This is a genomic window from Achromobacter sp. ACM04, assembly GCF_014851465.1.
GTDB classification, from domain to species: domain Bacteria; phylum Pseudomonadota; class Gammaproteobacteria; order Burkholderiales; family Burkholderiaceae_B; genus Achromobacter; species Achromobacter aegrifaciens.
On record NZ_JACUZS010000005.1, the window covers coordinates 622,976 to 649,428 of the forward strand.

Sequence of the window (26,453 nt, forward strand, 5' to 3'; positions counted from 1 at the left end):
GCAGAGAGAGTTTTCGTAAGTATCCCACTAACTCATAATTCGGTTTTCACATGAGCTTAAGGCGCGGCGGTATCGTGGGTCAGAACATGTTGTGGAGGGTGTTGGGCGGTTTGGCGCTTGCATTGGCGGGCGCGTTGTTGGCGTTGTGGGCGCACATCCCGCTGCCGTGGATGCTGGGCGCGTTGCTGGTGACCGCGGCGACGCGGATTGCGGGCTTGGGCACCGCGTGTCCCAGGCCGGCGCGCAATGCGGGCCAGTGGGTCATCGGTACGTCCTTAGGCCTTTACTTCACGCCGCAGGTAATCGGTCACATTGGCAGCAATGCGGGACCCATCATCGTCGGCATGTTGTTCGCATTGGGCCTGGCTTTCATGGGCACGGCGATCCTGCGCCGCTACACCGATGTGGATTTCAAGACGGCCTGGTTTTCTTCCGCCATCGGCGGAGCCAGCGAAATGGCGAACCTGGCAGAGCGTCATGGGGCGCGCATAGACCGGGTGGCCACGGCGCATAGCGTGCGTGTGCTGATGGTGGTGGTTGCCGTGCCCTTCATCTTCCAGTGGTGGGGCGTGGCGGGACTGGATCCCACGGTTCCTGGACCCAAGGTGGTCCATGCTTGGGGGCTGGCGGCGCTGGTCGCGCTGACCTGCGTCGGCGGCGCCGCCTTCATGAAGCTGCGGTTGCCGAATCCCTGGGTGCTGGGCCCGATGTCGGTCGCCATGATCCTTACGGCTAACGGCATCGAGCTGTCGGCCCTGCCGGACTACGTTCCGAAGATAGGCCAATTGCTGATCGGCTGGTCGCTGGGCGACCGCTATCGGCCGGATTTCTTTCGGGCCGCGCCGCGTTTTATTGCCGCTGTGGCGAGCTTCACGGTGGCCGCATTGGCGCTGGCGTTCGGTCTGGGCGCCTTGCTGTCGCTATGGTCCGCCGCGCCCATACCCACCTTGATTCTTGGCACTACGCCGGGTGGCATTGCAGAGATGGCAATCACCGCCAAAGTGCTGCAGCTAGGGGTCCCAGTGGTCACCGCCTTCCATGTCACACGCATGGTTTTTGTGGTGATAGTGACTGGCCCGATCTACGCATTTATGGCGCGTCGGCAGGGCCTCAAGCCCTAGCGGAACGAGACCCAGTATTAAAAATACGACATTGGGGTAAACAACTATATGAGTCTGTAATGTGTGCTGAGTATGCTGATTACGCAGTTGATTCAAGCAGCGCGCGGACTCGTTCTGCAGCTAGGCGGCAAGCGGGAACGCAGCAGCAACGCAGGTACTTCTACCGGTCGTTCAGTTCTCACGGCGTCCTTGATTCATTGCATTTCGAGTTAATTACAGGACGCTAGAAAAAATGGCTCAGAAGGGCAAAGTTAAGTGGTTCAACGCTGACAAGGGTTACGGTTTCATCACGCCGGACGTTGGTGGTACCGATGTTTTCGCACACTTTTCCGCCATCCAGGGCCGCGGCTATCGCAGCCTGAACGAAGGCCAGGAAGTCGAATTCGAAGTCAAGGATGGTCCGAAAGGACCTCAAGCGGCCGAAATTCGCCCGCTCTAAATCGGGAAATCCCAATTTCCCGTCCGCCAGGCTCGGCCTGGCTACAACGCCCCAAGACCGGAAGGTCTGGGGCGTTGTTTCATTTGGGCGACCGACGCCTGATCAGCTAGTTCTGCGTGAATAGTTAGTATTCACTAACATATTCTCCGGCCGTGGATAAGTTTGTGGATAATTATTTTTGGGCATGAGCATTTTGATGCTCAGCAATGAAGCAATTGCTTATCCGTAGCCAGGTTTTGCACAGTTATCCCGTCCTTCTTGGAACGGCATCGGGGGCCAGCTAGGCTGCTTGGGTTTATTCGGCTTTGCTGTGATGTTCGCGTTTCTATATGGCCTTTCCCTAGGGAATACAGGCATTTAACGCAATATTGAGCAGATCTCAGCCGGAATAAGGGCGACGCGGCCGTAATGTCCTGAGGCCGATCTGGCCCGTTTTTGCTTGCACGGCGGCCGGTTGTTCACAAAGATATCCCCATCCCGGTTATGCACAGAATTACACCCTTTGGCGCCCTGAGATGGCTCAAACGCCTGTGGATAGAAATGGGGATAGGGTCCGGAAGTAGGGGGCCTGAGTGAAGATATCCGAAGTGGTGCACGCGACTTTGGACCACGTGGACGGAACCGGATCGTGGACGCCGCGGTCAATCATTAGGTGAGCCCGAATCGCGCTCGGTGAGTTTTCCACAGGGTTTCACATGAAAGGCTGGATCTCACCCATAAGGATGATGGCGCGGGTTGCGGCAGAAGGGCAAGATAATTGTCTGGTCAATGAATCCGTGCGACCTGACCAACGGTGTCCGCGTAGTGGCGGACCGCAGGATTCAATGTGTGGATAGGTCTGTGAATAATCCGTCTCCACATTTTTTGCGGTGTTAAGACCAGGATGCGACGGCAGAGTTCCTCGCTATATTCAGAGGCGAGGATTGTCATGGTGGGTTTTCGAGAATTCATTGTGGCAGTGACGACGATCTTATCCACATAGTTTTCCACGGTTTTTTGCGTCGTTATCAAGTTGGTTTGAAAGCCGAGTTTCCTCAGTTTGGTAAGCATCCAAAATAGAAATAATCGATTGCTGCCATAGGGAAGACAGTTGGGCATTTGTGCTTTTTCACGCTTCTTGGCACTTTGCGAAGTCGGTCACACTGCGCCGTTTTATGGCACGCCAGGCATTGGCCTTCAATGACTTATCCCCAGAGTTGTTCCACGTGAAACCGCGAATGTCGGTAGCTATCGGATCTGCTAGCTGTTGATAACACTGTGCAGGACTTAATAGCTCTGCTGCGAGAGTTCTTTGTCCGTCTGATTTCCCGCTTCTGAGTTATCCCAAATTTCTGCGGCATAGACTCGCCTTGAGCGGCAGGTATCGCCTCGGCGTGAGGTGCGGGCTTGGACAAGAGGAACTTTCCAAATTGGCGGGTTTGGACATTTCAGGTCCTAGCCAGTTTGGCGCAGGGCGGATAAGAAGAAATCTTATGTTGGTTGCGCTGCGTTAGGGCTGACGAGATAGTTCGAGTTCCGTACGTGGGGATTTGACTCTCCACGACTACAGCTGTTTCGCCGCACTTATCAACACCCAAGTTTCACGTGAAACGCAAAAAAGAATGCTCTGTTTCGGGTAAGGGGTAGGGTAGGGGTTGGAAAATCGCCTTTTTTTTGGATGAACCTTCATGGGATTGAAATCATAAGGTTTCATGAGACGAGATGACTTGGTACGGATCTTGAGCGACGAGGCTCAAGCGGATGCCGGTATTCCTATCTCTGCCGGCCTTTGGAGTGCTGCGTTCGTGTTTCACGTGGAACATTCTTGGGTGTGAAACAGGCCTCTTTTTCTTTTGCTCGCCCGCTGCATGCTCAACGTTTCACGTGAAACATTGATCATCTGCTGCGTATAGGCAACGATGTTTCACGTGAAACATCGATAGTGCGGATGGTCAAAATTGACATCCTGGCGTCCTCAAATGGCGCAAAGGCTCATGACGATATGGCATGCGACGCTTGGTCGTGGTTGGACTGTAGTTGGAGTATGCAATCGTGATTGGTATTGAGCGCGGCCACTTTACCAGCCGAACGAGCTCTCCATGCCGCGGTAGGGGGGGATGTTTCACGTGGAACATCCGGGGATTCAGCATATGGGCGAGAGGACGAATCACTCTAGGCAGGGAATAGGGTGTTCATATACGCGGGCGACACCACGGAGATCCGACATGTTTCACGTGGAACATACCTCACTCACCCGTACTCGCATATGGGGAATTGACGTCAACGGGCGGGTAAGCGCAAGGCAAATGGGACTTTGAGGAACGGTAACGCAGCAGTAAGGACGTGACTGGGCCAGATAAGTACGACGTTTCACGTGAAACATGGTGCGGCAAAGCAGTGGCACTTGCCGACATATTCATGCCTTACAAGGCTGTGAAGCTGCTTTTTGCCGACGGCGCTTTCGGCTTTATCAGGTTCTTGCTGCACCGAAGCATGTTTCACGTGAAACATGCAATCCCTGCCTCTATAATGAGCACCGAACGCTCTCTCTTACCTCCCCCCATCATGGACTATCCCCGCGAATTCGATGTCATCGTCGTCGGTGGCGGCCACGCCGGCACCGAAGCTGCGCTGGCTGCTGCCCGCACCGGCGCCCAGACTCTGCTGCTGACGCACAACATCGAAACCCTAGGTCAAATGTCTTGCAATCCCTCCATTGGCGGGATCGGCAAGGGCCACCTTGTCAAAGAAGTCGACGCCCTGGGCGGCGCGATGGCCTTGGCGACGGATGAGTCGGGGATTCAATTCCGCATCCTTAATGGATCGAAGGGACCAGCAGTCCGCGCTACGCGCGCCCAGGCTGACCGCGTCCTCTATCGCAAGGCCATCCGTGGCCGCTTGGAAAACCAGCCAAACCTCTGGCTCTTCCAACAAGCGGTCGAGGACCTGATGGTGGAGGGCGACCGTGTGGTCGGCGCCGTTACCCAGATCGGTTTGAAGTTTCGCGCTAAGTCCGTGGTGTTGACCGCAGGCACGTTCCTGAACGGCCTGATTCACGTGGGCCTGCAGAACTATTCGGGCGGCCGTGCCGGCGACCCTCCTGCGATCTCCCTGGGGCAACGCCTGAAGGAACTGGCCTTGCCGCAAGGACGTTTGAAGACCGGCACGCCGCCGCGCATCGACGGCCGCTCGATCAACTACAGCATCCTGGAAGAGCAGCCTGGCGATCTGGATCCGATTCCCGTGTTTTCCTACATGGGCAATGTCGCCATGCACCCGCGCCAGCTGCCTTGCTGGATCACGCATACCAACGCCCGTACCCATGACATCATCCGCGGCGGCCTGGACCGCTCGCCGATGTACAGCGGCGTGATCGAGGGGGTGGGGCCGCGTTACTGCCCGTCCATCGAAGACAAGATCCATCGCTTCGCTGACAAGGAGTCGCACCAGGTCTTCCTGGAACCGGAAGGGTTGGATACCCACGAGGTTTATCCGAACGGCGTGTCGACGAGCTTGCCGTTCGACGTGCAGCTGGCGTTGATCCATTCCCTGCCCGGCCTGGAAAACGCGCACATCTTGCGCCCCGGCTACGCCATCGAGTACGACTACTTCGATCCACGTGGATTGAAGAGCACCCTGGAAACCAAGGCGATTACGGGCCTGTACTTTGCCGGACAGATCAACGGCACCACCGGCTACGAAGAAGCGGCCGCCCAAGGGCTACTGGCTGGCGTCAACGCTGCGCTGTTCTCGCTGGAGCGCGAGCAATGGACTCCGCGCCGCGACGAGGCTTATCTGGGCGTGTTGGTGGACGACCTGGTCACGCGTGGCGTGACTGAGCCGTACCGCATGTTTACCTCCCGGGCCGAATACCGGCTGAGCCTGCGCGAAGACAACGCCGACCTGCGTCTCACAGAAATCGGCCGCCGCCTCGGAATTGTGGATGACGCCCGCTGGGATGCCTTCAATCGCAAGCGCGACGCGGTGTCCGCGGAAGTCGAACGTTTGAAATCCTCCTGGGTGAATCCGCGTATACTGCCCGCCGAAGTTGCGGAACCGCTGCTGGGCAAGGCAATCGAACGTGAGTACTCACTTTCAGATCTGCTGAAACGACCCAATGTTTCCTATGAAGCCTTGATGGCTGCCCGCAATGCCGACGGCTCGCTCCTGGCCGGCCCCGGGGTGATGGAAGACGAAGTGCTGGCCGAGCAGGTCGAGATCCAGGTGAAGTACGCCGGCTACATCGACCGCCAGCAGGTTGAAGTCCAGAAGCAGATCGCGCATGAACAACAGGCCATACCTGCCGATGTCGACTACGACGCGGTGACCAGCCTGTCGTTTGAAGTGCGCCAGAAGCTCAAGGCGCATCGCCCGGAAACCATCGGCCAGGCCGCGCGCATTTCCGGCGTCACTCCCGCTGCAATCTCATTGCTGCTGATCCATCTGAAGCGCCTGCATTACGGCTCGCGCAAGCAAGCGGCATGAGCGCGCACGCCGATACGGCCGGCGCGGACATGGCCGGCCGCCTGTCTCGCGCCTGCGAGCAACTGGGCCTGGAAGCCGATGCCGCCACGATGGCCAAGCTGCTGAACTATCTGTCGCAGATGCAGCGCTGGAACCGGACCTATAACCTCACCGCCATCCGCGATCCGCAGCAGATGCTGATCCAGCACCTGTTCGACAGCTTGGCCGCCGTGGGGCCGTTCAGCGAGGCGCTGGGCGCTTCTGGTACGCCGGCCAAGGTCTACGACGTCGGATCGGGCGGCGGCCTGCCAGGCGTCGTTCTGGCGATCATGCGGCCCCATTGGTCGGTGACCTGCGTGGACGCAGTTGAAAAGAAGACGGCCTTCGTGCGGCAGATGAGTGGCGTGCTGGCCTTGCCCAATCTGCAGGCCAGCCACGCGCGCATTGAAACGCTGACTTCGGCCGAGTGCAACATCGTGACGTCGCGCGCCTTCGCTTCCTTGGACGATTTTGCGCAACTCGCAGGTCGCCATGTACGCAACGATGGTACCCTCGTCGCCATGAAGGGCAAGGTCCCCGAGGACGAAATACAGGCGCTGCATGCGCGCGGAGAATGGCAAGTCGATCACATCCAGCCGTTGCGCGTGCCTGAATTGCAGGCCGAACGCTGCCTGATCTGGATGCGCCGTAGTCAAGGAACCCTATGAAGAACATACCCCCCAGCACCTCCGCCCGCGTTTTCTGCATTGCCAACCAGAAGGGCGGTGTGGGCAAGACGACGACCGCCATCAATCTGGCGGCGGGCCTTGCCACGCACAACCAACGTGTGCTGCTGGTGGACCTGGACCCGCAAGGCAATGCCACGATGGGCAGCGGCATCGACAAGAACTCGCTCGAGTCGAACCTGTACCAGGTGCTGATCGGTGAATCCAACATCGAGCAGGCCCGCGTGAAGTCCGAGTCTGGCGGCTACGACGTGCTGCCCGCCAACCGCGAACTGTCCGGCGCCGAGATCGACCTGGTGCAGATGGAACAACGCGAGCGCCAATTGAAGGCCGCGATCGACACGGTCGCCACGCAGTACGACTTCGTGCTGATCGATTGTCCGCCCACGCTGTCGCTGCTGACCTTGAACGGCCTGGCCGCCGCCCATGGCGTCATCATTCCGATGCAGTGCGAGTACTTCGCGCTGGAAGGCCTGTCCGACCTGGTCAATACCATCAAGCGCGTGCACCGGAACATCAACGACGATCTGCGCGTCATTGGATTGTTGCGCGTCATGTTCGATCCGCGCATGACCCTGCAACAGCAGGTCTCCGCGCAACTAGAGGCGCATTTCGGCGACAAGGTTTTCAAGACCGTGGTGCCGCGCAACGTGCGTCTGGCCGAAGCCCCCAGCTACGGCATGCCTGGCGTGGTGTACGACCGCGGCTCGCGCGGTGCGCAGGCCTACATCTCGTTTGGCGCTGAAATGATTGAGCGCGTGAAGAAGGATCTGAAGTAGGCCACAACCATGTCCGCCGTCCCGCTCTTTTCCCAGACCGAAATGCCAGTCCCCGGTACGCCGCGCATCGATGCGCGCGACAGCCTGCGCACGCGTCTGGAAGAGGCAGCGTTGAACGCGACCGCGGTCGGCGCGCAGGTGCTTTTCGATGGCTGGCTGGTGCGGTTCGCGCCCTCGTCGGCCAAGCGCGCACGCAGTATCAATGTGCTGGGGTTATCCACACGTCCGTTGGACGAGCGGCTGGCGTATTGTTCATCGTTGTATGCGCGCCATGGCTTGCCCATGGTGCTGCGCATTACCTCCATCGGTCCCGATTTTTCCCTCGACGCCGAACTGGAGTCCCGCGGTTATACCTTTACCGACGAGACCCGAGTCATGTGCATGCCGCTCGCTCCCAGGCCCAGCGTCCGGGGCGATCTGCTTTTCAATATTGTCGATACCGGGCGCTTCGCGGCGGCGGTCGGGGCAATGCGCAACTCGGAATCCGCACACATCGCCGAACATCGGACGCGCTTGCAAGGACTGGCTGTGGATATCTCGCCGGTGCTGGCAACGGACGCGGCGGGGCAGTGCGTTGCCGCGGGCCTGGCTGTCCGCGACGGTGACTTGCTGGGCCTGTTCGATATCGTCACGGACCCGGGGCAGCGGCGCAAAGGCTACGCAGCCGCCCTGATTGAACACTTGTTGGCAACAGGCGCCACCGGCGGCGCCACGACAGCCTATTTGCAGGTTGAGCCGGAGAATACCGCCGCGCGCGCCTTGTATGGCCGCTACGGTTTCAAAGACTGTTACGCGTATTGGTACCGCCTGCCCGCCGAGCAGACGGACGCCTGAGCCAGGCTCGGGATACAAAAACAGAAGGAAAGAGGATTTAATTATGGCCACCAAGAAACCCAAGGGATTGGGCCGCGGACTGGACGCCTTGCTCGGCGCCGACGCGCCAGCCATCGAGAACATCGGCAAGGCTGCTGCCGCCGCCAAGCCCGAGGGTCCGCCGTCCACCTTGCCCGTCTCGAAGATGCGCGCCGGCAAGTATCAGCCGCGCACGCGCATGGACGAGGGCGCTTTGGGCGAACTGGCCGAATCGATCCGCACACAAGGCATCATGCAACCCATTCTTGTGCGCGCACTGGGTGAAGCCGCACCCGGCCACTATGAGATCATCGCCGGCGAACGGCGCTTCCGCGCTGCGCAGATTGCGGGCCTGAAGGAAGTGCCGGTGCTGGTGCGTGAAGTGGCCGACGAGAACGCGGCCGTCATGGCGTTGATTGAAAACATCCAGCGCGAAGATCTGAATCCGCTGGAAGAAGCGCAGGGCGTGCGCCGGCTGCTGGATGAATTCGGCTTGACGCATGAGCAGGCCGCGCAAGCAATCGGCCGTTCGCGTTCGGCCACCAGCAACCTGTTGCGCCTCTTGAACCTGGCGGCGGCCGTGCAGACCATGCTGCTGGCGGGCGACGTGGACATGGGCCATGCGCGGGCGCTGCTCGCCGTTGATGCGGCCACGCAGATCCAGCTGGCCAATCAAATCATCGCGCGCCGCCTGTCGGTGCGTGAAGCCGAAAAGCTGGTCGCCAAGACCGCCAAGGAAACCGAGTCGTCCGCCGCGCCCAAGAAGAAGGCCAACGGCGTGTCGCGCGACCTGACCCGCCTGGAAGAGGCGCTGTCCGACCATCTGGGTACGCGCGTCGCGCTGAAAGTGGGCGCCAAGGAAAAGGGCCAGATCGTCATCGACTTCCATGGCTGGGAACACCTGAATTCCCTGCTCGAGCGCCAGGGCCTGTCCGGAGTAGTGGATGCCTGAGCGCGCGCTGCCTGTCATCGCGGTACTGGCGACGGGCGGCACGATCGCCGGCGCACAGGCTGACGCGACTTCCGCCGGCTACAAGGCAGGCTCGTTTTCCGTCGATGACTTGCTGGCCGCCGTGCCGCAACTGGCGAACATCGCCGAGATCCGCGCCGAGCAGGTCGCCAACGTCGGCAGCCAGAACATGACGCACGCCGTGTGGCGCGCGCTGGCGGAGCGCGTGGATGCGCTGAGCCGCGACGCCTCGGTGGCGGGCATCGTCATCACGCATGGCACGGATACGCTGGAAGAAACGGCGTACTTCCTGAGCCTGGTGATACGCCACGACAAGCCCGTAGTGATGGTGGGCGCCATGCGTCCGGCCACCGCGCTGGGCGCCGAAGGCCCGGCCAATCTGTACAACGCGGTGGCGCTGGCGCGCCATCCCGAGGCGCGTGGCCGCGGGCCGCTTGTCGTCATGAACGAAGATGTGCACTACGCCCGCGAAATCCAGAAGATCGCCAGCGCCGGCCTCTGCGCGTTCGCGTCGCCCAATCGCGGCCGCGCCGGAGTCATGCACGGCGGTGTTCCATGCTTCTATTCGCGCAACACCACGACGCATACCACCGAAAGCGAGTTTTCACTCGCATTGTTGGAAAAGGCCCGCTGGCCCCGCGTGGATGTTGTCTATGCCCATGCCAACCTGCAGGGCGATCTGATCGATTTCCTGGCCGATGCCGCCGACGGCATCGTGCTGGCCGGCGTCGGCGACGGCAACGCTACGGATCTGGCCATTGAAAGCCTGAGCCGCGCCGCGGCCAACGGCGTGGCTGTCGTGCGGTCCAGCCGCACGGGCAGCGGCTTCGTGGCGCGCGACGTCGAACTCGATGACGCCCGTCTGGGGTTTGTTGCCGCGCGCGACCTGAACCCCCAGAAAGCCCGCATCCTGCTGATGCTGGGCCTATCCGTCACGCGCGATCCGGCAGCCCTGCAGGATCTGTTCGACCGCTATTGATGCGCGGCGGCTGGGCCGCCGCATCGCCTTGCTGAGCCAGCCCCAGGCTGGTCTTGAGCATGTCGTAGACCTGTCGTGTCAGCGGATTTATCAGGTCAGGCCTTATCCACAGGAAGTACGTCACGTCGGGCAAGGGCGGCAATCCTTCCTTTTCACCCAACACGCGCATTTCCGGCCCCAGCAGCTCCACGCTGCGCGCAGTGACGCCCAAGCCGGCGCGCAGCGCGGCCTTTATCCCCACCAGCGTCGGCGCCACATAGTTGGTGTGCCAGCGCACGCGCGCCTGTTCCAGGGCCGTGAGCGCCAGCCGGCGGAAGATGCTGGGTTCGTCGGCAAGCACCAGCGGCACTGGCGCATGCATGTCGTGCACGTAGTCGGCCGAAGCCAGCCACACCGTGGGCGAAGTGCGCAGCGCCACGCCCTCGAAGTCCTGGTCGAAGCGCGTGGATATCGTCAGGTCGAGCTCCCCGGCGCGCAGAGCGTCCATCAGGAAGGGACTGCGGTCCGTGCGGATTTCCAGTTTCACGCGCGGCGCCGAGCGCGCGATGTGCGTCAGCAGCGTGGGCAGGATCGAGTCCGCCACGTCCAGCGGCGCGCCCAGCTTCAGGTCGCCTTCCAACGGCCCGTCCTGCAGGGCGCGTAGCGCCTCATCGTTGATGGCCAGCATGTGGCGGGCGTATTCCACCAGACGCCGCCCATGCGATGAAAGCACCTTGTTGCGGCCCTGCTTCTCGAACAAGGGCTGGCCGATAAGGGATTCCAGCCGCTGCATCTGTTGCGTCACGGCGGACTGTGTCTTGTGCAGGCGGTTGGCGGCTTCCGAAAAGGTGTCGTGCCGGGCGATGGCCGTCAGCGTGCGGAGCAGGTCCAGATCCAGGTTGCGCATGGGTGTGTAGAAAGTATTAGCGACGCTAATGGAATCTTAAGGCAATTTAAATTGTTCCACGCCAGCAGGGGGGATACATTCAATGGCATAACTCATGAAAATAGGGAAAACGTAAAGTGAGTAACGCACATCCTCACCAAGCCGGCATCGCTAACGCCATCGGAAATATTAAAAAAACTGTAGGAAATAAGGGGCTGAACCGAGACAGTCTCCAGACCGTACTGGACGAGTTGATCGGCTTGGCCGGCCACACCGACTGGTGGGCAGCCGACCGCTATCCCGCGCCGGAAGACGGCGAACGCCAGGCCCGCTACCTGATCGCCGAGGACGCAGACAAGAGCTACGCGCTTTATCTGAACGTCATGCGTCCCGGCAAGCAGATCGTTCCACACAACCACACGACCTGGGCCTGTATCGCGGCCGTGGAAGGCGTGGAATACAACTACGTCTATGACCGCAGCGACGACGGCTCCGTGCCCGGCGTGGGCCGGCTCGAAAAGACCGGCACCGTGGTGGTTGGCCCCGGCACCGGCATCGCGCTGATGCCGGATGATATCCACGCCGTGGAAATCCAGGGTGACAGCGTCATCCGCCATCTGCACATGTACGGTCGCGCACTGGAAACGCTGACCGAACGCCTGGCGTTCGATCTGCAAGCCGGCACCTGCAAAGTCATGCCGATCGGCGTGCAGACGCGCCGCTGATCATGGACAAGCCCTATCGGTCCGCCACGCGCCTCCTGCGCGCCGGCCGCCCTCATCGCGGCTGGGTCAATACGCCCGTCACGCGCGCCAGCACCTACGTCTTCGAAAGCGTGCAGGCCTGGCGCGACACGCGCAGCCGCCGCGACCAGGAACGCCTGCCGTCCTACGGCGCGCGCGGCACCGATAGCACGCACGCGCTCGAAGACGCGTTGGTCGAGCTGGAAGAAGGCTATCGCGCCAAGCTGTATCCCACCGGCCAGGCCGCCATCGCCACCGTGCTGCTGGCTTACTTGCGCGCCGGGGACCACGTACTGATCACGGATGCGGTGTACGAGCCCGTGCGCCGCTTCTGCGCGGAACATCTGGCGCGGCTGGGCATCGCGTATACGTACTACCAACCCGACGGCACGGGCATCGAAGCGCTCATCCGTCCTCAAACCCGCATGATCTACGCGGAGTCGCCGGGCTCCCTGACTTATGAGATGCCAGATCTGCCGGCATTGGCCGCTTTGGCCCGCGCGCATGATTGCTGGCTGGCTGTGGATAACACCTGGGCCTCCGGATTGCTGCATCAACCCCTGACATTGGGCGCCGACATTTCGATCCTGGCGGCCACCAAGTATCTGGGCGGACATGCCGATGTGATGATGGGCGCGGTGATCTCCAATGCACGGGCCTGGAATGCGCTGGAGCGCGCCACCGTGGATCTGGGGCAGACCGTTGGCGCCGATGACGCCTATCTGGTGTTGCGCGGCATGCGCACGCTGCCTTTGCGCATGGCGCAGCACGCCCGCAGCGCCTTGCGTGTGGCGGACTTTCTGTTGAGCCGTCCGGAAGTGGCGCGTGTCCTGTGTCCGGCCTTGCCCGGCGATCCTTCCCACGCGTTGTGGCAGCGCGATTGCACCGGCGCGAATGGCCTCCTGACGGTGGAGTTCGCCGGCGCGGTCGGCGTCGACGCCGTCGAGCGACTTATCAACAGCCTGCAGCTATTCGGCATCGGCGCATCGTGGGGCGGTTTCGAAAGCCTCGTGATACCGGTGAATCTTGCCGCGGCGCGGTCTTTGCCGGACCCCGAGCCGCGCGGCGCCATGCTGCGCCTGCATGTGGGCCTGGAGGACCCCGACGACCTCATCGCCGACCTGAAACAAGCGCTATCCCGACTTTCTCCGTCTTCGCTGAACACCATGATGCACCCCACTCAAGACCCGTCCGCCATCGACATCGATCCGCACACGCTCAAGCAATGGCTGCATGATGGCGCTGAAATCGCGCTGCTGGACGTGCGCGAGCATGGCCAGTATGGCGAGGGCCATCTGTTCTACGCCGCGCCCGTGCCCTACAGCCGGCTGGAAGTGGATATCGTGCGCCTGGCGCCGCGGCGCGATGTGCGCATCGCGCTCTACGACGACGGCGGCGCCGATGACACGGCGGCGCGCGCCGCGCAGGCCCTGACAGCGCTTGGGTACTGCAATGTCCATCGCCTGAGCGGCGGCATCGCGCAATGGCAGCGCGACGGCTATGCCGTCTTCGCGGGCGTGAACGTGCCCAGCAAAACCTTCGGCGAACTGGCCGAAGAAGTTTTCCACACCCCGCGTATCGGCGCGCGCGACCTGGCCGAACGCCAGCGCCGCGGCGACGACCTGATCGTGCTGGACGGCAGGCCTTATGCGGAATACCAGAAGATGAGCATCCCGGGCGGCATCTGCTGCCCCAACGGGGAACTGGCGCTGCGCGCCCACGCGCTGGCGAGCAATCCGCAGACCACCATTGTGGTGAACTGCGCCGGCCGCACGCGCAGCATCATCGGGGCGCAGACGCTGATCAACCTGGGCGTACCCAATCCTGTCTACGCGCTGGAGAACGGCACGCAAGGCTGGTACCTCGAGGATCTGCAGCTTGAACACGGCGCGCGCCGCCGCTACGACGATGGCGTTGCACCACAAGACCTGCCCGCGCTGGCACAGCGTTCCGCGCGACTGGCCGAAAGCCATGGCGTGCCTACGGTGAGTGCGCAAGCGGTGCAAGCATGGTTGCGCGACAAGAACCGCAGCACCTTCCTGTGCGATGTGCGCAGCGCCGAAGAGCACGCCCAAGGTTCGCTGCCCGGTGCGCAGCACACGCCTGGCGGCCAGTTGATCCAGGCCACCGACCAGTACCTGGCCGTGCGCGGCGCGCGCATCGTCGTGTTCGATGCCGAAGGCGTGCGCGCGCCGGTGGTCGCCAGCTGGCTGCGGCAGATGGGCTGGGACGCCAGCGTGCTGCGAGAAGGCGTGCAGGCGCATTTGGACAACCCTGTGGAAAAGGCGCTGGCGCCGCAATTGCCCTTGCTGGATGATGCGCAGCTTGCAGCCGCGCGCGCGCAGGGCGCGCAGCTGATCGATCTTCGTCCCAGCATGCGCTATCGCGCCAGCCATATTGCAGGCGCGCGCTGGTCCATTCGCCCGCGTCTCGCCAGCCTGCCCCTGGACGCCACGCGTCCGGTAGTGTTGCTGGCCGAGGATGCGGCCCTGGCCGCCTGGGCCGCGCAGGACTTGCGGGCGCTGGGAGTGAACGACATCCATGCCAACACCGGAGATCCCTCTGGCTGGGCCGCGCAGGGCATCGCACTGGCGTCCACGCCGGCCGAGCCCGCCGACGCCGACTGCATCGACTATCTGTTTTTTGTGCATGACCGCCACGACGGCAACAAGGCCGCCGCGCGCCAGTACCTGGCCTGGGAGACCAATCTGGTCAAGCAGATCGACGAACGCGAACTGGCGGGCTACCGCTTTCCGGCCCGCTGACACCGGAGCCGCCGCGCTCGCCTGATCCGGCCTCGCGGCACAGCAGACGCATCAATCCGAAAAGTACGCCCCGGCCTGCACGGCCGGGGTGCGGACGGTTCATGCCGAACCGGAATGCAAAGGACGGCCGAGTATCCGGCCGCCAATCACAAGGGGAACTCAGATGAAGCACCATGCATCGCACATACGCAAGGCCGCTGCCGCGGCGCTGGCCGGTTTGTTGTGGGGGACTGTCGTCCACGCCGAGGCGCCCGCGCCTCTACCCGACTATCCCAAGCAGGCCATCACGGTCGTGTCGCCGTTTCCTCCGGGGGGCGGTAATGACGGCGTCGCACGCCTGATCGCGCAGGAACTGGGCGCCATCACGGGCCAGAGTGTGGTGGTGGAAAACCGCTCGGGCGCGGGCGGCAACGTCGGCACGGCGCAGGTGGCGCGTGCCAAGCCCGATGGCTATACCCTGGTGATGTCGCAGACCAGCGTCATGGCCGTCAATCCGCGCCTGTACAAGAACGTGGGCTTTGATCCCGTCAAGGACTTCACGCCCATCTCGCAGATCACTTCCGCGCCGCTGGTGCTGGTGGCGCGCAGCGAGGGCCCGTACCGCACGCTGAACGACTATCTGGACGCCGCGCGCAAGCAGCCCGGCGTGGTCACCTATGCGACGCCCGGCAACGGCACCATGAGCCATCTGATGGGCGCGCTGCTGTCGCAGAAGGCCGATGTGAAACTGGTGCATGTGCCGTATCGCGGTGCAGCGCCCGCCATCACCGATCTCATGGGAGGCACGGTGGACATGTTGATAACTTCACCGGCCTCGGCCGAACCCATGGTCGCCGCCGGCAAGCTGCGCATCCTGGCGCTCAGCCACGAGAACAGCATCGGCATCTTCAAGGGGGCGCCCACACTCAAGCAGGCAGGCATGGAGGGCATTACCGCCGATGACTGGTACGGACTGTTCGCGCCCGCCGGCACCCCGCCCGAGCGCGTCGCCTACCTGGCGCAAGCAGTGGGGCAGGCGATGAAATCGCCCGCCGTGATCGCCAAGATCAACAGCGGCGGCAGCTGGGCGGTGGGCAGCCAGCCCGCCGCATTCAAGACGCGGCTGCAGGAAGACACCGTGTACTGGGCCGACATGGTGAAAACTGCGGGCGTGTCGCTGGACTGACGCGTGGCCGACGCTTGCGCTACACCGCCAGGATTTTGCCGACGGCGGATTTCAAGGCGGCGTAGGCGGGCGACTTCTGCGCGCTGGTGTTGGTGACCAGATGGTCGATGCGGTCCGCGCTGCAGTACGACACGCGGCTGCACAAGCCGATCTTGCTGAAGTCGGCCAGCAGCACCAGTTGCTTGGCGCTGGCCGCCATGGCGCGCGCCACCTCGGCCTCGCGCAGGTCGTAGTTGGTGGCGCCGAATTCGGCGTCCACGCCCACCGGCGACAGCAGCGCCAGATCCGCGCGATAGCGGTGGATCTCGGCGATCGTGATGTCGCCAGCCGTGGCGCAGACGGGGCCGCCCACGGAGCCGCCCAGCATGATGAGCTGGTTCGCGCCATTGCCGGCCGCGCCTACCTTCAAGGCCACGTCGAACGAGTTGGTGATGACGGTCAGGCCCGACAGCTTGGCCAGTTCGTCGGCCAGCACGCTGGTGGTGCTGCCGGCGTCCAGGAACAGGGTCTGTCCGCTGGATACCAGCCCCGCGGCCGCGCGCGCGATGGCGCGCTTGTATTTGACGCGCGTATGCACGCGTTCCGCGATGGGCGGTTCGCTGTGTACCGGCACGGCGCCGCCGTGCACCCGGCGTAATTCGCCCATGGCCTCCAGTTCCAGCAGGTCACGCCTGACTGTTTCCCTCGACACCCCTAGTTCGCCGACGATACGGTCGGTCGATACCTGCTGCAATGAAGACAGCAGGGCGCGGATTCTCTGATACCGCTCTTCTTGCCACATGTCCGATGTTTCCTAATCTATGTCCGGCGCCGCGCGGCTGCGGCGATCAGCGCGCGCAATGCCAGCAGGGAGCCCCCCACGACCAGCATGATAAGGGTTGAATAGGCGGCAGCCTGCGAGACGAACCCCGCTTCGTCCAGGCGCAGGACGGAAACGGGCGCCACGCTCACGGATGGCGTGACCAGGAAGATCACCGCTGACAGCGTCACCATGGACCGCATGAACAGGAAGAAGAACACGCCGAGCACGGTCGGGCCGATCAGCGGCAGCACCGCGTCGCGCAGCACCCGCAGCGTGCCGCCGCCCAGGCAGCTGACCGCCTCCTCCAGCGCCTGCGGCACGGCGCGCATGCCGGTCATCATCGTCAGGAAACCCTGCGTGTGGTAGTGGTAGAAGTTGCACAAGGCAATCAGCGCGGCGCTGCCATACAGCGCATACAGCGGCGTGCCGGGGGCGTTGAAGGCGAAGATGTACGACAAGCCCAGCACCAAGCCAGGAACTCCCACCGGCAGCACCGAGACCAGGTAGACCAGCTTGGCCCACGCGCGCGGAATGCGGCACACCCCGAAGCTCAGGAAGAACAGCAGCAGTACGCCGCCGCCTGCCGCCGCCAGGGAAAGGTACAAGGACGTCCAGAGCGGCGTGTAGCCGCCGCTGACCGTGATGTCGTAATGCTTCAGCGTCCATTCCATGCGATAGGGCCATAGCCGCATGAAGCTGGCGAAGATCACCGTGGCCACGGTCAGGATGATGGTGCCGCTGGCCAGCAGCACGCCGGCGGTGAACGCCGCATCGCGTCCGCGAGCCGGCTGCGGCGTGACCCGCAATCCGCTGGGCGAGGCCGAGCCGAACTGGCGCTGCGAGGCGACGCGTTCGATCTGTACCGAAATCAGCGAGGGCAGCAACAGCAGGATGCCGACCACCGAGCCCATGCCGAAGTTCATCTGTCCGGATACCTGGCTGTAGATCTCCGTGGCCAGCACCCGGTAGTTGCCGCCGATCACGGCGGCGTTGCCGAAGTCGGTAATGGTGATGACGAACACCACGAAGGCCGCGCTCAAGAGGCCGAACTTGCAGTTGGGCAGGGTGATGTCGAAGAACTGGCGCGAGCCGGACGCGCCCATGACTTCGGCCGCGTCGTAGTAGCGCGCGTCCATGTTGCGCAGGGCCGCCTGCAGGATCAGCACGGCTTGGGGCAGGGCGTAGAACACGTTGGAGATCAACAGACCCCAGAAGCCGTAGATATCGATCTCCCAGCCCGTCCAGCGGTGTACCAGCCCGTTGCGGCCCAGCAGGAAAATGAGTCCCAGGCCCTGCACCAGCGAAGGCGCCAGCAGCGGCAGCACCAGCGCCAGCCGCACGGCGGCCTTGCCGCGCATGCAGCTGCGATCCAGGCCATAGGCGATGGCAAAGCCCAGCCCGACGCTCACCACCGTGGTGGCGGTGCTCATGACCAGGCTATTGAGCGTGGCGGTGAGCACGCCGCGCGTGGCGAAGACCTCGGCATAGTTGCCCAGGCCGACCGAGCCGTCTTTCTCGACCAGGCTGCGCCACGCCACGGTCGCCAGCGGATAGAGGAAGAACAGCGCCAGGCCGGCAAGTGGGATGCCGACGCAGCTCCACAGCAGCACGCGGTCGGCGGACCAGGGGGCGCGGCCGGTTGGCGCCGCGATGGCCGGGCTGGCGTGGGCGGCGCTCAAGCGGCGGCTCCGGTTTGCGTGGCGCGATCCGTCATACGCTGACCCAGGCGCACTGGCCCGGCTCCATGTCCAGCCGTACGGGGGCGCCGCGCGACAGGCCGGCGGCGCCATGTTGCTCCACCAGCAGTTCGCGTCCCTGCCAGGCGATGCGCAGGCGGGTGAGGTTGCCCATGAACGTCATGTCCTGCACGCGGCCAGGCCCGCGATCGTCCGCGGCGATGCGCAGGTTCTCGGGCCGCAGGCAGGCCTCGTAGCGCTCGCTGGCGCCCTCGGGCCGCGTCGCCATCAGCTGGGGCATGGCCTCGCGTACCCAGTCGGTGGGCAGCAGATTGCTCAGGCCCACGAAGTTCGCCACGAAACGGGTGCGCGGGCGCAGGTACAGATCTGACGGCGAGCCTACCTGTTCGATGCGGCCGTCGTTCATGCACACGATCTTGTCGGCCAGCGTCAGCGCTTCCTCCTGATCGTGCGTCACCATTACCGTGGGGATCTTCAGACGCCGCTGCACGTCGTGGATTTCGGCGCGCATGTCGGTGCGTACGCGCGCGTCTAGCGCGGACAGCGGTTCGTCCAGCAGGATCAGTGCGGGATCCACCGCCAGCGCGCGCGCCAGCGCAACGCGCTGCTGCTGGCCGCCGGACAGCTGGTGCGGATAGCGTTCGGCATGCTCGGGCAGCTTGATCAGCGTCAGCAGTTCCTTCACGCGCGCGCCGATGCGTTCGCGCGATTCACCGCGGATGCGCAGGCCGTAACCCACGTTCTGCGCCACCGTCATGTTGGGGAACAGAGAATACGACTGGAACACGATGCCGAAGCCGCGCTTGCGCGCCGGCAGCGCGCTCAGGTCGCGCCCGCCCAGCGTGATGGTGCCGCGGTCAAAGGGCAGCAGGCCCGCCACGATGCGCAGCAAGGTGGTCTTGCCGCAGCCGCTGGGGCCGAGCAGGCAGACGAATTCATGTTCGCCCACGGACAGGTCGATGTCTTGCAGCGCTACCGACGCATCGAACGTCTTGCGGATTCCGCGCAATTCCAGATACATGGCGTCTCCAGGACAGGCGGCAGCCGGCTGTGCGCCGGCCGCGGCACCGTCAACGCTTGATGGTTTCCTGCCAGGTCTTGATGGTGGCGTCCCGTTCCGCGGCGGACTTGGGGAAGTCCACGGGGTACAGCACGGCGGTCAGGTCCTTGGGCAGGCCGGCGGCTTCGGCGGCCTTGTTGGGCGTGGCGCCGGGGATGGTCACCAGTTCCTTGTACTTGCTGTACAGGCCGCCCGCCTGCGCCGATAGCGTCCAATCGAGGAAACGTTTGGCGTCGGTGGGATTCTTGGCCGTTTTCATCAGGCCCGAGGCTTCCAGCTCGTAACCCACCCATTTGGACGGAATCACCATCTTGATGGGGAATCCTTCCTCTATGGATTGCATGGCGGGAAAGGCGAAGGACACGCCGATGGCGTACTCGCCGGCGCGCGCCATCTTGCAGGGGCGCGAGCCCGACGGCGTGTACTGCGCCACGTTCTTGTCCAGGTCCTTGAGCAGCGCCCAGCCTTTCTCCTTGCCCATGCCCTGCAGCAGCGCGACGATCTGCAGATAGCCGGTGCCCGAGGCCGCGGGGCTGGGGATAACTATTTCGCCCTTGTAGACGGGCTTGGTCAGGTCTTCCCAGGAGGTCGGCATGGGCAGGTTCTTGGACTTGAGCCTGTCCGTGTTCACACAGAATGCGGCCACGTAGCCAGTGGCTGCGAACCACTTCTGGTCGGCGCCCTTGTACTGCGCGGGCAGGGCGTCCATGCCTTTGGCCGCGTACGGCTCCAGCAGGTTCTGCAGGCGCGGATCCAGCATGTTGCTGACGGCGAACCCCCAGATCACGTCCTGCTGCGGGTTGGAAGCCTCGGCGATCAGGCGCGCGCCCAGATCGCCGGTGGACAGCCGCAGCACGTTGACCTTCACGTCCGGCATGGCGGCGTTGGCGGCTTTCAGGTAGGCCGCGATTTCGTCTTCTTCGAGGGCGGTGTAGACGGTGATGGCGCCGGCGTGAGCCTGCGTCCAACCTAGGGAAATTACTGCAACCACAAGGCTAAGCTTCTTCATACATTGCATGATGGGACTCCGGTTGGAATACACGGCAACGGTGGCGAGCTACGTAGTTGGACAGCCTTCTGCAACAAATCCGGCAAGTTGCAGTTTTATGTATGTTTGCAAATTTGTGGCAACGTGTCTAGACTGGAAAAACCAGTATTCAAGGGTTTTTTTGGCGTAGGCGCATCCTCCCGCGCCACGCCTGGAGCTCATCGATGCAAACTTCACCGCCGTTATCCGCGCAGCAGCTGGCCGCGTACTCCTCGTTCGCCCAAACGCTGGCGGACCGCGTGCGTCCCTTGTCGCGCAAGTGGTTCCGGCATCCGCTGGACGTGGACACCAAGGCGGACGAAAGCCCGGTCACGCAGGCTGACCGCGAAGTCGAGGCTGCCCTGCGCGAGGCCATCGCCCAGCACTATCCCGAGCACGGCATTTTTGGTGAGGAGTTCGGCGCTTCGCATGCCGAAGCCGAATTCGTGTGGTCGCTGGATCCCATCGACGGCACGCGCGCCTTCATTTCCGGCAACCCGCTGTGGGGCACGCTGCTGGCGCTGCTGCATCGGGGCAAGCCCGTGCTCGGGGTGATCGACATACCCATGCTGGATGAGCGCTGGGTCGGTGCGGCAGGCGCGGCTGCGCAGTTGAATGGCGCCGCCTGTCGCGCCAGCGCTTGCGCCGAACTGCGCCAGGCCATTCTGTACGCCACCTCGCCCGACATCTTTGCCGGCGCGGAACTGCCCGCCTTCGAGGCGCTGACGCAGGCCGCGCGCATGCGCCGCTACGGCGGCGATTGCTACAGCTACGGCCTCCTGGCCAGCGGACACGTCGACCTGGTGGTCGAGTCCGGCCTGCAGCCGTATGACTATCTGGCGCTGATGCCCGTGATCGAAGGGGCGGGCGGCGTCATTACCGATTGGTCGGGGCAGCCGCTCAGTCTCGAATCGCAGGGCCGCGTCGTCGCGGCCGCCACGCCGCAGCTGCATCGCCAGGCGATGCGGGTGCTGGGGGCGGCCATGACCTGAACGCCGCGCCGCCCGCCCGCAGTCCAACGCAACGCTTCAGTCACAAGGTGAAAGAGCATGCATGCACTAGGGGTAGCAACGGTGGAAGACGCGGAGCGGCTGGTGCAAGCCAGCCAGCTCTCGCACATCAAGGTAGGCTTGTCCGACGTCGATGGCGTCATGCTGGGCAAATACTTGCGGCGCGACAAGTTCCTGGGCGCGCTGCGCTCGGGGCTGGCGTTTTGCGACGTGGTGTTCGGCTGGGATCTGGACGACCAGCTGTACGACAACACCAAGTACACGGGTTGGCACACGGCCTATCCCGATGCCAAGCTCAGGATCATCCCCCAAAGCGGCCGCAGGCTGCCGCTGGAGCAGGGACCGGGCGGCGAAGACATGCTGCTGTTCCTGGCGGAATTCGAAGGCGACGCGGGCGCCATCTGTCCGCGGCGCCTGTTGCACCGGACGCTGGACCGGGCCGCCGGCATGGGCTATGACGTCTATGCGGGGCTGGAGTACGAGTTCTTCATGTTCCGCGAAACGCCGCATTCCGTGCGCGCCAAGAACTACCGCAACATGGAGAACTGGACGCCGGGAAATTTCGGCTACTCGGTGCTGCGCAGCACGGTCGAGGGCGACTTCTACCGCAAGCTGCTGGACATGTGCGAACGCATGGACATGCCCATCGAAGGCCTGCACACCGAAACGGGGCCCGGCGTGCTGGAAGCGGCGCTGGCGGTGGACCTGGCCGCGGCCGCGGGCGACAAGGCCTTTCTCTTCAAGACCTTCACCAAGGCGCTGGCGCAGCAGAACGGGCTGATGGCGACCTTCATGGCGAAATGGTCGCATGATCATCCCGGCCAGAGCGGCCACATCCATCTGTCGCTGCGCGATCACAAGACCAACCGCTCCGCCTTCTACGACGAATCCCGGCCGCATGGCATGAGCGCGACGCAAGCCTCCTTCATGGCCGGCGTACAGCGCTACCTGCCGGAATTCATGGCCCTGTATGCGCAGACCATCAACAGCTATTCGCGCCTGGTGCCCGGGTACTGGGCGCCGCTGGATGCCACCTGGGGCATGGAAAACCGTACCACCGCCCTGCGGCTGATTCCAGGCAGCGACAAATCGCAGCGCGTCGAGGTGCGCATCGGATCAGCCGACGCCAATCCTTACCTGGCCTTGTCCGCCGCCCTGGCTTCGGGCCTGTATGGCATCGAACAGGGCCTGGAACCCGAGCCGATGGTGCAGGGCAATGCCTACACGCAGCAGTTTCCAGCGCATCTGCGCCTGCCCACCACGCTGTGGGAATCCGCGCAGCGGCTGCGCGAATCCGAGGCCGCGCGGCATCTGTTCGGCGATGCCTTCGTCGAACACTACGCCGCCACGCGCGAATGGGAAGAACGGCAGTTCCGCCGCCACGTGACCGATTGGGAACTGGCGCGCTACTTCGAAATCATCTGAATCCAAACCACATCGCTTGCGCAGGGCAGACATGACCCAGGAACTCATCACCATCAGTCCCATCGACGGGCGCGAGGTCGTGCGCCGACCCTATGCCAGCGAGGCGCAGATCGCGCAGGCACTCGCTGACGCCCAAGCCGCGCAGGGCGCGTGGCAGGCGCTGGGCGTGCAGGAGCGGGGGCGCATCGTGTCCGCGGCCGTCGACCGCTTCGTTGCCGCCAAGGAAGAGATCGCGCGCGCCATCACCATCCAGATGGGACGGCCATTGCGCTACACGCCGGGCGAAGTGGCAGGCTTCGAGGCGCGCGCCCGTCACATGATCGCCATCGCGGGCGAGGCGCTGGCGCCCATCCAGGTACCGGAGCAAACCGGTTTCACACGCTTCATCAGCCGCGAGCCGATAGGTGTCGCGTTGACCATCGCGCCGTGGAACTACCCCTTGTTGACGGCCGTGAACAGCATCGTGCCCGCTCTGATGGCGGGCAATACGGTCATCCTCAAGCATTCCGACCAGACGCCCTTGTGCGCGGAATTTATCGAACGCGCGTTCCGCGAGGTCGGGGCGCCCAAAGGCGTATTCCAGTATCTGCATGCCAACCACGACATCGTGCACCGGCTGATCCGCGCGCCGGAGGTCGGCTACGTGTCGTTCACCGGGTCCGTGCGCGGAGGGCATGCGGTCGAGGAAAGCGCGGCGGGGCGCTTTATCGGCATGGGCCTGGAGCTAGGCGGCAATGATCCGGCCTATGTGCGGGCCGACGCCAAGATCGAACACGCGGTCGAAACCCTGGTGGACGGCGCGTACTTCAATTCGGGCCAGTCCTGCTGCGGCATCCAGCGCATCTACGTGGCGCGCACCAGATACGATGAATTCGTCGATCGCGCCGTTGAGTTGACGCGCGGCTATGTCCTGGGGAATCCGCTGCACGCCGACACTACCTTGGGTCCGGTCGTGCGCGTCAAGGCCGCCGCCGAGATCCGGGCCATCATCGACGAAGCGGTTTCGGCGGGCGCCAGGAATATGATTGATAGCTCGCATTTCAAGGAAGCGAGCATAGGCTCGCCTTATGTCGCGCCGGCGTTGCTCACGCAGGTCGATCACCGCATGCGCATCATGAGCGATGAATGCTTCGGGCCGGCCGTCGGAATCATGGCGGTAGACAGCGACGAGGAAGCCATCGGTCTGATGAACGACAGTCCCTATGGCCTGACGGCGGCGGCCTTCACGCAGGACGAGGAAGCGGCCTTGCATATCGGTCGCCAGGTCCGCACGGGAACCTTTTTCATGAACCGCTGCGATTACCTGGATCCCGCGCTGGCCTGGACCGGCGTCAAGAATTCCGGCCGCGGCGTGTCCCTCTCGGTTGTTGGCTACGAGCAGCTCACGCAAGCCAAATCCTTTCATCTGCGCAGCGTCTGACACGGCGCCATCAGGAAACCAACCATGACCTTGCCCAGCGTTAATTGGAACTATCCCACGGCCATCAAGGCCGGCCCTGGCCGCATCAAGGAATTGCCGGCGCTGTGCCGCGGGCTGGGCATGGCGCGGCCATTGCTTGTGACGGATCCCGGGCTGGCCGCCTTGCCCATGGTCGCGGGCGCCGTGCAGGGCTGCCGTGACGCCGGCCTGGAGTGCGGCCTGTTCCACGAAATCAAAGGCAACCCCACGGGCCGCAACGTCGACGACGGCGTGCGTGCTTACAAGCAGGGCGGCCACGACGGCGTGATCGCATTCGGCGGAGGTTCTGCGCTGGACGCGGCCAAAGCCATTGCGTTGATGGCGGGCCAGACGCGGCCGCTATGGGATTTCGAGGACATCGGCGACAACTACTTGCGCGTCGACGTGGCTGGCATGGCGCCGGTGGTGGCGGTGCCGACCACTGCGGGCACCGGTTCCGAAGTCGGGCGCGCCTCCGTCATCACCGACGAGGCCGCTGAAGTAAAGCGCATCATCTTCCATGCGCGCATGCTGCCCTCGGTCGTGATCCTGGACCCTGAACTGACGGTAGGCCTGCCGCCAAAGATCACGGCGGCGACGGGCATGGACGCGCTGTCGCACAATCTGGAGGCCTACTGTTCGCCGTTCTTCCATCCCATGGCGGCGGGCATCGCGATCGAAGGCATGCGCCTGGTGAAGGAGTACCTGCCGCAGGCGGTCGCCCATGGCGATGACCTGCAGGCGCGCCTGCAGATGCTGGTGGCGTCCAGCATGGGCGCGACGGCATTCCAGCGCGGGCTGGGCGCCATGCATGCGCTGGCGCACCCGCTGGGCGCGCTGTACGACGCGCATCACGGCATGCTCAACGCCATCCTCATGCCGTATGTGCTGAAAGCCAACGAACACGCGGTGGCGCCGCGGTTGCAGGCCTTGGCGCGCTATCTGGATCTGCCGGATTCCGGCCCTGGCGCGGTGCTGGACTGGGTGTTGCGCCTGCGCGAGACCGTGGGCATTCCGCATACCCTGGCCGAAATCGGCATCGACGAGGCTCAGGCCGAACGAATAGGGCGCATGGCGGCCGAGGATCCTTCGGCCGGCACCAACCCCATCAACTACACGCCCGAGCAGTATTCCGATCTTTTCCGTGCAGCAATTCGCGGAAACCTGTAAGCTTCGCCCCCTCTGCGCGGAAACGCTGCGGTGGTTGAAGAAGAATTTTGAATATTTCGTCCGAAGCGTTTGACAGCGGATTTGAAAGTGTTCATAATCTCGAATTCTCCTCTGGAGGAGTGCCCGAGTGGTTAAAGGGGGCAGACTGTAAATCTGTTGGCCTTGCGCCTACGTTGGTTCGAATCCAACCTCCTCCACCAGAGACCCATTCCTAAATCCAGGCGCGGTTTGCCTGGATTTACAATGTGAAGCTCAGAAAGCTGAGCAGCCTTCGCAAAGAAGGTTGTAAGGTTTTCCAAGGCTTCGGATTGAAAAGGTTTGGGAAAGAGAAGGTGAAAGGGTATGCCGCGGGTGTAGCTCAATGGTAGAGCAGAAGCCTTCCAAGCTTACGACGAGGGTTCGATTCCCTTCACCCGCTCCAAGATTTATTTGCCCATGTGGCTCAGTGGTAGAGCACTCCCTTGGTAAGGGAGAGGTCGCGCGTTCGATCCGCGCCATGGGCACCACTAATTCCTCTTTTCTTCAGTCAGAAGCGCAATCCAGGTCAGGAGTCAGCCATGGCAAAAGGCAAGTTTGAACGTACCAAGCCGCACGTGAACGTGGGTACGATTGGTCACGTTGACCACGGCAAAACGACGTTGACGGCGGCCATCACGACCGTTCTGTCGAACAAGTTCGGCGGCGAAGCCAAGGGCTACGACCAGATCGATGCGACTCCTGAAGAAAAGGCTCGCGGCATCACGATCAACACGGCTCACGTCGAGTACGAAACGGAAGCGCGTCACTACGCGCACGTTGACTGCCCGGGCCACGCTGACTATGTGAAGAACATGATCACGGGCGCCGCGCAAATGGACGGCGCGATCCTGGTCGTGTCGGCCGCTGACGGCCCGATGCCGCAAACCCGCGAACACATCCTGCTGTCGCGCCAGGTTGGCGTGCCGTACATCATCGTCTTCCTGAACAAGGCTGACATGG

Annotated in this window: 21 protein-coding genes, 3 tRNA genes and 1 pseudogene; 20 read left to right on the top strand and 5 right to left on the bottom strand. The window is 63.2% G+C overall.

Translation table 11 applies throughout. The features are described from left to right. Nucleotides 1–50 precede the first annotated feature (50 nt). From IB259_RS28280 to IB259_RS28315, 8 genes are all read left to right on the top strand, one after another. Nucleotides 51–1,121: an AbrB family transcriptional regulator gene (locus tag IB259_RS28280; protein WP_192330720.1), complete on the top strand. Its 1,071-nt coding sequence runs from the start codon at nucleotides 51–53 to the stop codon at nucleotides 1,119–1,121. A gap of 232 nt (nucleotides 1,122–1,353) precedes the next feature. After that, a complete protein-coding gene (locus tag IB259_RS28285; RefSeq protein WP_006216596.1) occupies nucleotides 1,354–1,560 on the top strand; it encodes a cold-shock protein in 207 nt (68 codons plus the stop codon). A 2,544-nt stretch (nucleotides 1,561–4,104) separates the two neighbouring features. Beyond that, complete coding sequence (gene mnmG / locus IB259_RS28290; RefSeq protein ID WP_054455843.1) at nucleotides 4,105–6,024, top strand: tRNA uridine-5-carboxymethylaminomethyl(34) synthesis enzyme MnmG; 1,920 nt, start codon at nucleotides 4,105–4,107, stop codon at nucleotides 6,022–6,024. Then, nucleotides 6,021–6,710, top strand: a complete 690-nt coding sequence (gene rsmG / locus IB259_RS28295; RefSeq protein WP_054455844.1) for a 16S rRNA (guanine(527)-N(7))-methyltransferase RsmG — start codon at nucleotides 6,021–6,023, stop codon at nucleotides 6,708–6,710. The genes mnmG and rsmG overlap by 4 nt, the downstream gene beginning before the upstream one ends. After that, nucleotides 6,707–7,507, top strand: a complete 801-nt coding sequence (locus IB259_RS28300; protein ID WP_054455845.1) for a ParA family protein — start codon at nucleotides 6,707–6,709, stop codon at nucleotides 7,505–7,507. The genes rsmG and IB259_RS28300 overlap by 4 nt, the downstream gene beginning before the upstream one ends. A 9-nt stretch (nucleotides 7,508–7,516) precedes the next feature. Next, nucleotides 7,517–8,341, top strand: a complete 825-nt coding sequence (locus IB259_RS28305; protein WP_175160081.1) for an N-acetyltransferase — start codon at nucleotides 7,517–7,519, stop codon at nucleotides 8,339–8,341. Nucleotides 8,342–8,384: 43 nt separating this feature from the next. After that, nucleotides 8,385–9,311, top strand: coding sequence for a ParB/RepB/Spo0J family partition protein (locus IB259_RS28310; protein ID WP_054455848.1), 927 nt, complete (start codon nucleotides 8,385–8,387; stop codon nucleotides 9,309–9,311). Next, entirely contained in the window at nucleotides 9,304–10,308 is a 1,005-nt protein-coding gene (locus IB259_RS28315) for an asparaginase (protein ID WP_054455849.1), read from the top strand. Before IB259_RS28310 ends, IB259_RS28315 begins: the two co-directional genes overlap by 8 nt. Here the strand turns inward: IB259_RS28315 and IB259_RS28320 are convergent. Next, nucleotides 10,262–11,194 (bottom strand): LysR substrate-binding domain-containing protein, encoded by a 933-nt coding sequence (locus tag IB259_RS28320; protein WP_054455850.1) that lies wholly within the window; start codon nucleotides 11,192–11,194, stop codon nucleotides 10,262–10,264. The two genes, IB259_RS28315 and IB259_RS28320, sit on opposite strands and share 47 nt — an antisense overlap. Nucleotides 11,195–11,310: 116 nt before the next feature. On the opposite strand from IB259_RS28320, the gene IB259_RS28325 reads away from it, so the two are divergent. The 4 genes and pseudogenes from IB259_RS28325 (at nucleotide 11,311) to IB259_RS28340 (ending at nucleotide 15,846) form a co-directional block, all read left to right on the top strand. Further along, complete coding sequence (locus IB259_RS28325; RefSeq protein WP_054455852.1) at nucleotides 11,311–11,898, top strand: cysteine dioxygenase family protein; 588 nt, start codon at nucleotides 11,311–11,313, stop codon at nucleotides 11,896–11,898. Between the two features lie 2 nt (nucleotides 11,899–11,900). Then, nucleotides 11,901–13,046 (top strand): annotated as a pseudogene (metC, locus tag IB259_RS28330) (cystathionine beta-lyase); the annotation flags it as partial. 36 nt (nucleotides 13,047–13,082) lie between these two features. Beyond that, entirely contained in the window at nucleotides 13,083–14,681 is a 1,599-nt protein-coding gene (locus IB259_RS28335) for a rhodanese-like domain-containing protein (protein ID WP_175213166.1), read from the top strand. Between the two features lie 163 nt (nucleotides 14,682–14,844). Then, nucleotides 14,845–15,846: a tripartite tricarboxylate transporter substrate binding protein gene (locus tag IB259_RS28340; protein ID WP_054455854.1), complete on the top strand. Its 1,002-nt coding sequence runs from the start codon at nucleotides 14,845–14,847 to the stop codon at nucleotides 15,844–15,846. A gap of 19 nt (nucleotides 15,847–15,865) precedes the next feature. On the opposite strand, the gene IB259_RS28345 is transcribed toward IB259_RS28340, so the two are convergent. From IB259_RS28345 to IB259_RS28360, 4 genes are read right to left on the bottom strand one after another with little or no spacing between them, the layout of a single operon-like run. Continuing rightward, nucleotides 15,866–16,627, bottom strand: coding sequence for a DeoR/GlpR family DNA-binding transcription regulator (locus IB259_RS28345; RefSeq protein WP_054455856.1), 762 nt, complete (start codon nucleotides 16,625–16,627; stop codon nucleotides 15,866–15,868). Nucleotides 16,628–16,644: 17 nt separating this feature from the next. Beyond that, nucleotides 16,645–18,327: an ABC transporter permease subunit gene (locus IB259_RS28350; protein ID WP_119449759.1), complete on the bottom strand. Its 1,683-nt coding sequence runs from the start codon at nucleotides 18,325–18,327 to the stop codon at nucleotides 16,645–16,647. A gap of 31 nt (nucleotides 18,328–18,358) precedes the next feature. Then, on the bottom strand, nucleotides 18,359–19,366 hold the full coding sequence (locus IB259_RS28355) for an ABC transporter ATP-binding protein (protein WP_192330722.1): 1,008 nt from the start codon (nucleotides 19,364–19,366) through the stop codon (nucleotides 18,359–18,361). A gap of 49 nt (nucleotides 19,367–19,415) precedes the next feature. Beyond that, a complete protein-coding gene (locus tag IB259_RS28360) occupies nucleotides 19,416–20,423 on the bottom strand; it encodes an ABC transporter substrate-binding protein (protein WP_119449757.1) in 1,008 nt (335 codons plus the stop codon). Between the two features lie 194 nt (nucleotides 20,424–20,617). On the opposite strand from IB259_RS28360, the gene hisN reads away from it, so the two are divergent. The 8 genes from hisN to IB259_RS28400 form a co-directional block, all read left to right on the top strand. After that, nucleotides 20,618–21,424, top strand: coding sequence for a histidinol-phosphatase (gene hisN / locus IB259_RS28365; protein WP_192330724.1), 807 nt, complete (start codon nucleotides 20,618–20,620; stop codon nucleotides 21,422–21,424). 57 nt (nucleotides 21,425–21,481) lie between these two features. Beyond that, nucleotides 21,482–22,867, top strand: coding sequence for a glutamine synthetase family protein (locus tag IB259_RS28370; RefSeq protein WP_192330726.1), 1,386 nt, complete (start codon nucleotides 21,482–21,484; stop codon nucleotides 22,865–22,867). Between the two features lie 31 nt (nucleotides 22,868–22,898). After that, nucleotides 22,899–24,287 carry an aldehyde dehydrogenase family protein gene (locus IB259_RS28375; RefSeq protein ID WP_192330727.1) on the top strand — a complete coding sequence of 463 codons (1,389 nt, stop codon included), beginning with the start codon at nucleotides 22,899–22,901 and terminating at the stop codon, nucleotides 24,285–24,287. A 24-nt stretch (nucleotides 24,288–24,311) separates the two neighbouring features. After that, the gene (locus IB259_RS28380) at nucleotides 24,312–25,475 is read left to right on the top strand and encodes an iron-containing alcohol dehydrogenase (RefSeq protein ID WP_192330728.1); all 1,164 of its coding nucleotides are present in this window, start codon (nucleotides 24,312–24,314) and stop codon (nucleotides 25,473–25,475) included. 113 nt (nucleotides 25,476–25,588) lie between these two features. Continuing rightward, nucleotides 25,589–25,675, top strand: a tRNA-Tyr gene (locus tag IB259_RS28385). 147 nt (nucleotides 25,676–25,822) lie between these two features. After that, nucleotides 25,823–25,896: transfer RNA gene (locus IB259_RS28390), tRNA-Gly, on the top strand. Nucleotides 25,897–25,906: 10 nt separating this feature from the next. Beyond that, nucleotides 25,907–25,981: transfer RNA gene (locus tag IB259_RS28395), tRNA-Thr, on the top strand. A gap of 51 nt (nucleotides 25,982–26,032) precedes the next feature. Next, on the top strand, nucleotides 26,033–26,453 hold a 421-nt coding region (locus IB259_RS28400; protein WP_192330729.1), incomplete at its 3' end, for a GTP-binding protein.

Coding starts and splice junctions, on each gene's coding strand:
- IB259_RS28380 (WP_192330728.1), top strand. CDS start 24,312: ATGACCTTGCCCAGCGTTAATTGGAACTATCCCACGGCCATCAAGGCC.
- IB259_RS28345 (WP_054455856.1), bottom strand. CDS start 16,627: ATGTGGCAAGAAGAGCGGTATCAGAGAATCCGCGCCCTGCTGTCTTCA.
- IB259_RS28375 (WP_192330727.1), top strand. CDS start 22,899: ATGACCCAGGAACTCATCACCATCAGTCCCATCGACGGGCGCGAGGTC.
- IB259_RS28315 (WP_054455849.1), top strand. CDS start 9,304: ATGCCTGAGCGCGCGCTGCCTGTCATCGCGGTACTGGCGACGGGCGGC.
- IB259_RS28305 (WP_175160081.1), top strand. CDS start 7,517: ATGTCCGCCGTCCCGCTCTTTTCCCAGACCGAAATGCCAGTCCCCGGT.
- hisN (WP_192330724.1), top strand. CDS start 20,618: ATGCAAACTTCACCGCCGTTATCCGCGCAGCAGCTGGCCGCGTACTCC.
- IB259_RS28355 (WP_192330722.1), bottom strand. CDS start 19,366: ATGTATCTGGAATTGCGCGGAATCCGCAAGACGTTCGATGCGTCGGTA.
- IB259_RS28370 (WP_192330726.1), top strand. CDS start 21,482: ATGCATGCACTAGGGGTAGCAACGGTGGAAGACGCGGAGCGGCTGGTG.
- IB259_RS28340 (WP_054455854.1), top strand. CDS start 14,845: ATGAAGCACCATGCATCGCACATACGCAAGGCCGCTGCCGCGGCGCTG.
- IB259_RS28280 (WP_192330720.1), top strand. CDS start 51: ATGAGCTTAAGGCGCGGCGGTATCGTGGGTCAGAACATGTTGTGGAGG.
- IB259_RS28320 (WP_054455850.1), bottom strand. CDS start 11,194: ATGCGCAACCTGGATCTGGACCTGCTCCGCACGCTGACGGCCATCGCC.
- rsmG (WP_054455844.1), top strand. CDS start 6,021: ATGAGCGCGCACGCCGATACGGCCGGCGCGGACATGGCCGGCCGCCTG.
- IB259_RS28335 (WP_175213166.1), top strand. CDS start 13,083: ATGATGCACCCCACTCAAGACCCGTCCGCCATCGACATCGATCCGCAC.
- IB259_RS28310 (WP_054455848.1), top strand. CDS start 8,385: ATGGCCACCAAGAAACCCAAGGGATTGGGCCGCGGACTGGACGCCTTG.
- mnmG (WP_054455843.1), top strand. CDS start 4,105: ATGGACTATCCCCGCGAATTCGATGTCATCGTCGTCGGTGGCGGCCAC.
- IB259_RS28285 (WP_006216596.1), top strand. CDS start 1,354: ATGGCTCAGAAGGGCAAAGTTAAGTGGTTCAACGCTGACAAGGGTTAC.
- IB259_RS28300 (WP_054455845.1), top strand. CDS start 6,707: ATGAAGAACATACCCCCCAGCACCTCCGCCCGCGTTTTCTGCATTGCC.
- IB259_RS28360 (WP_119449757.1), bottom strand. CDS start 20,423: ATGCAATGTATGAAGAAGCTTAGCCTTGTGGTTGCAGTAATTTCCCTA.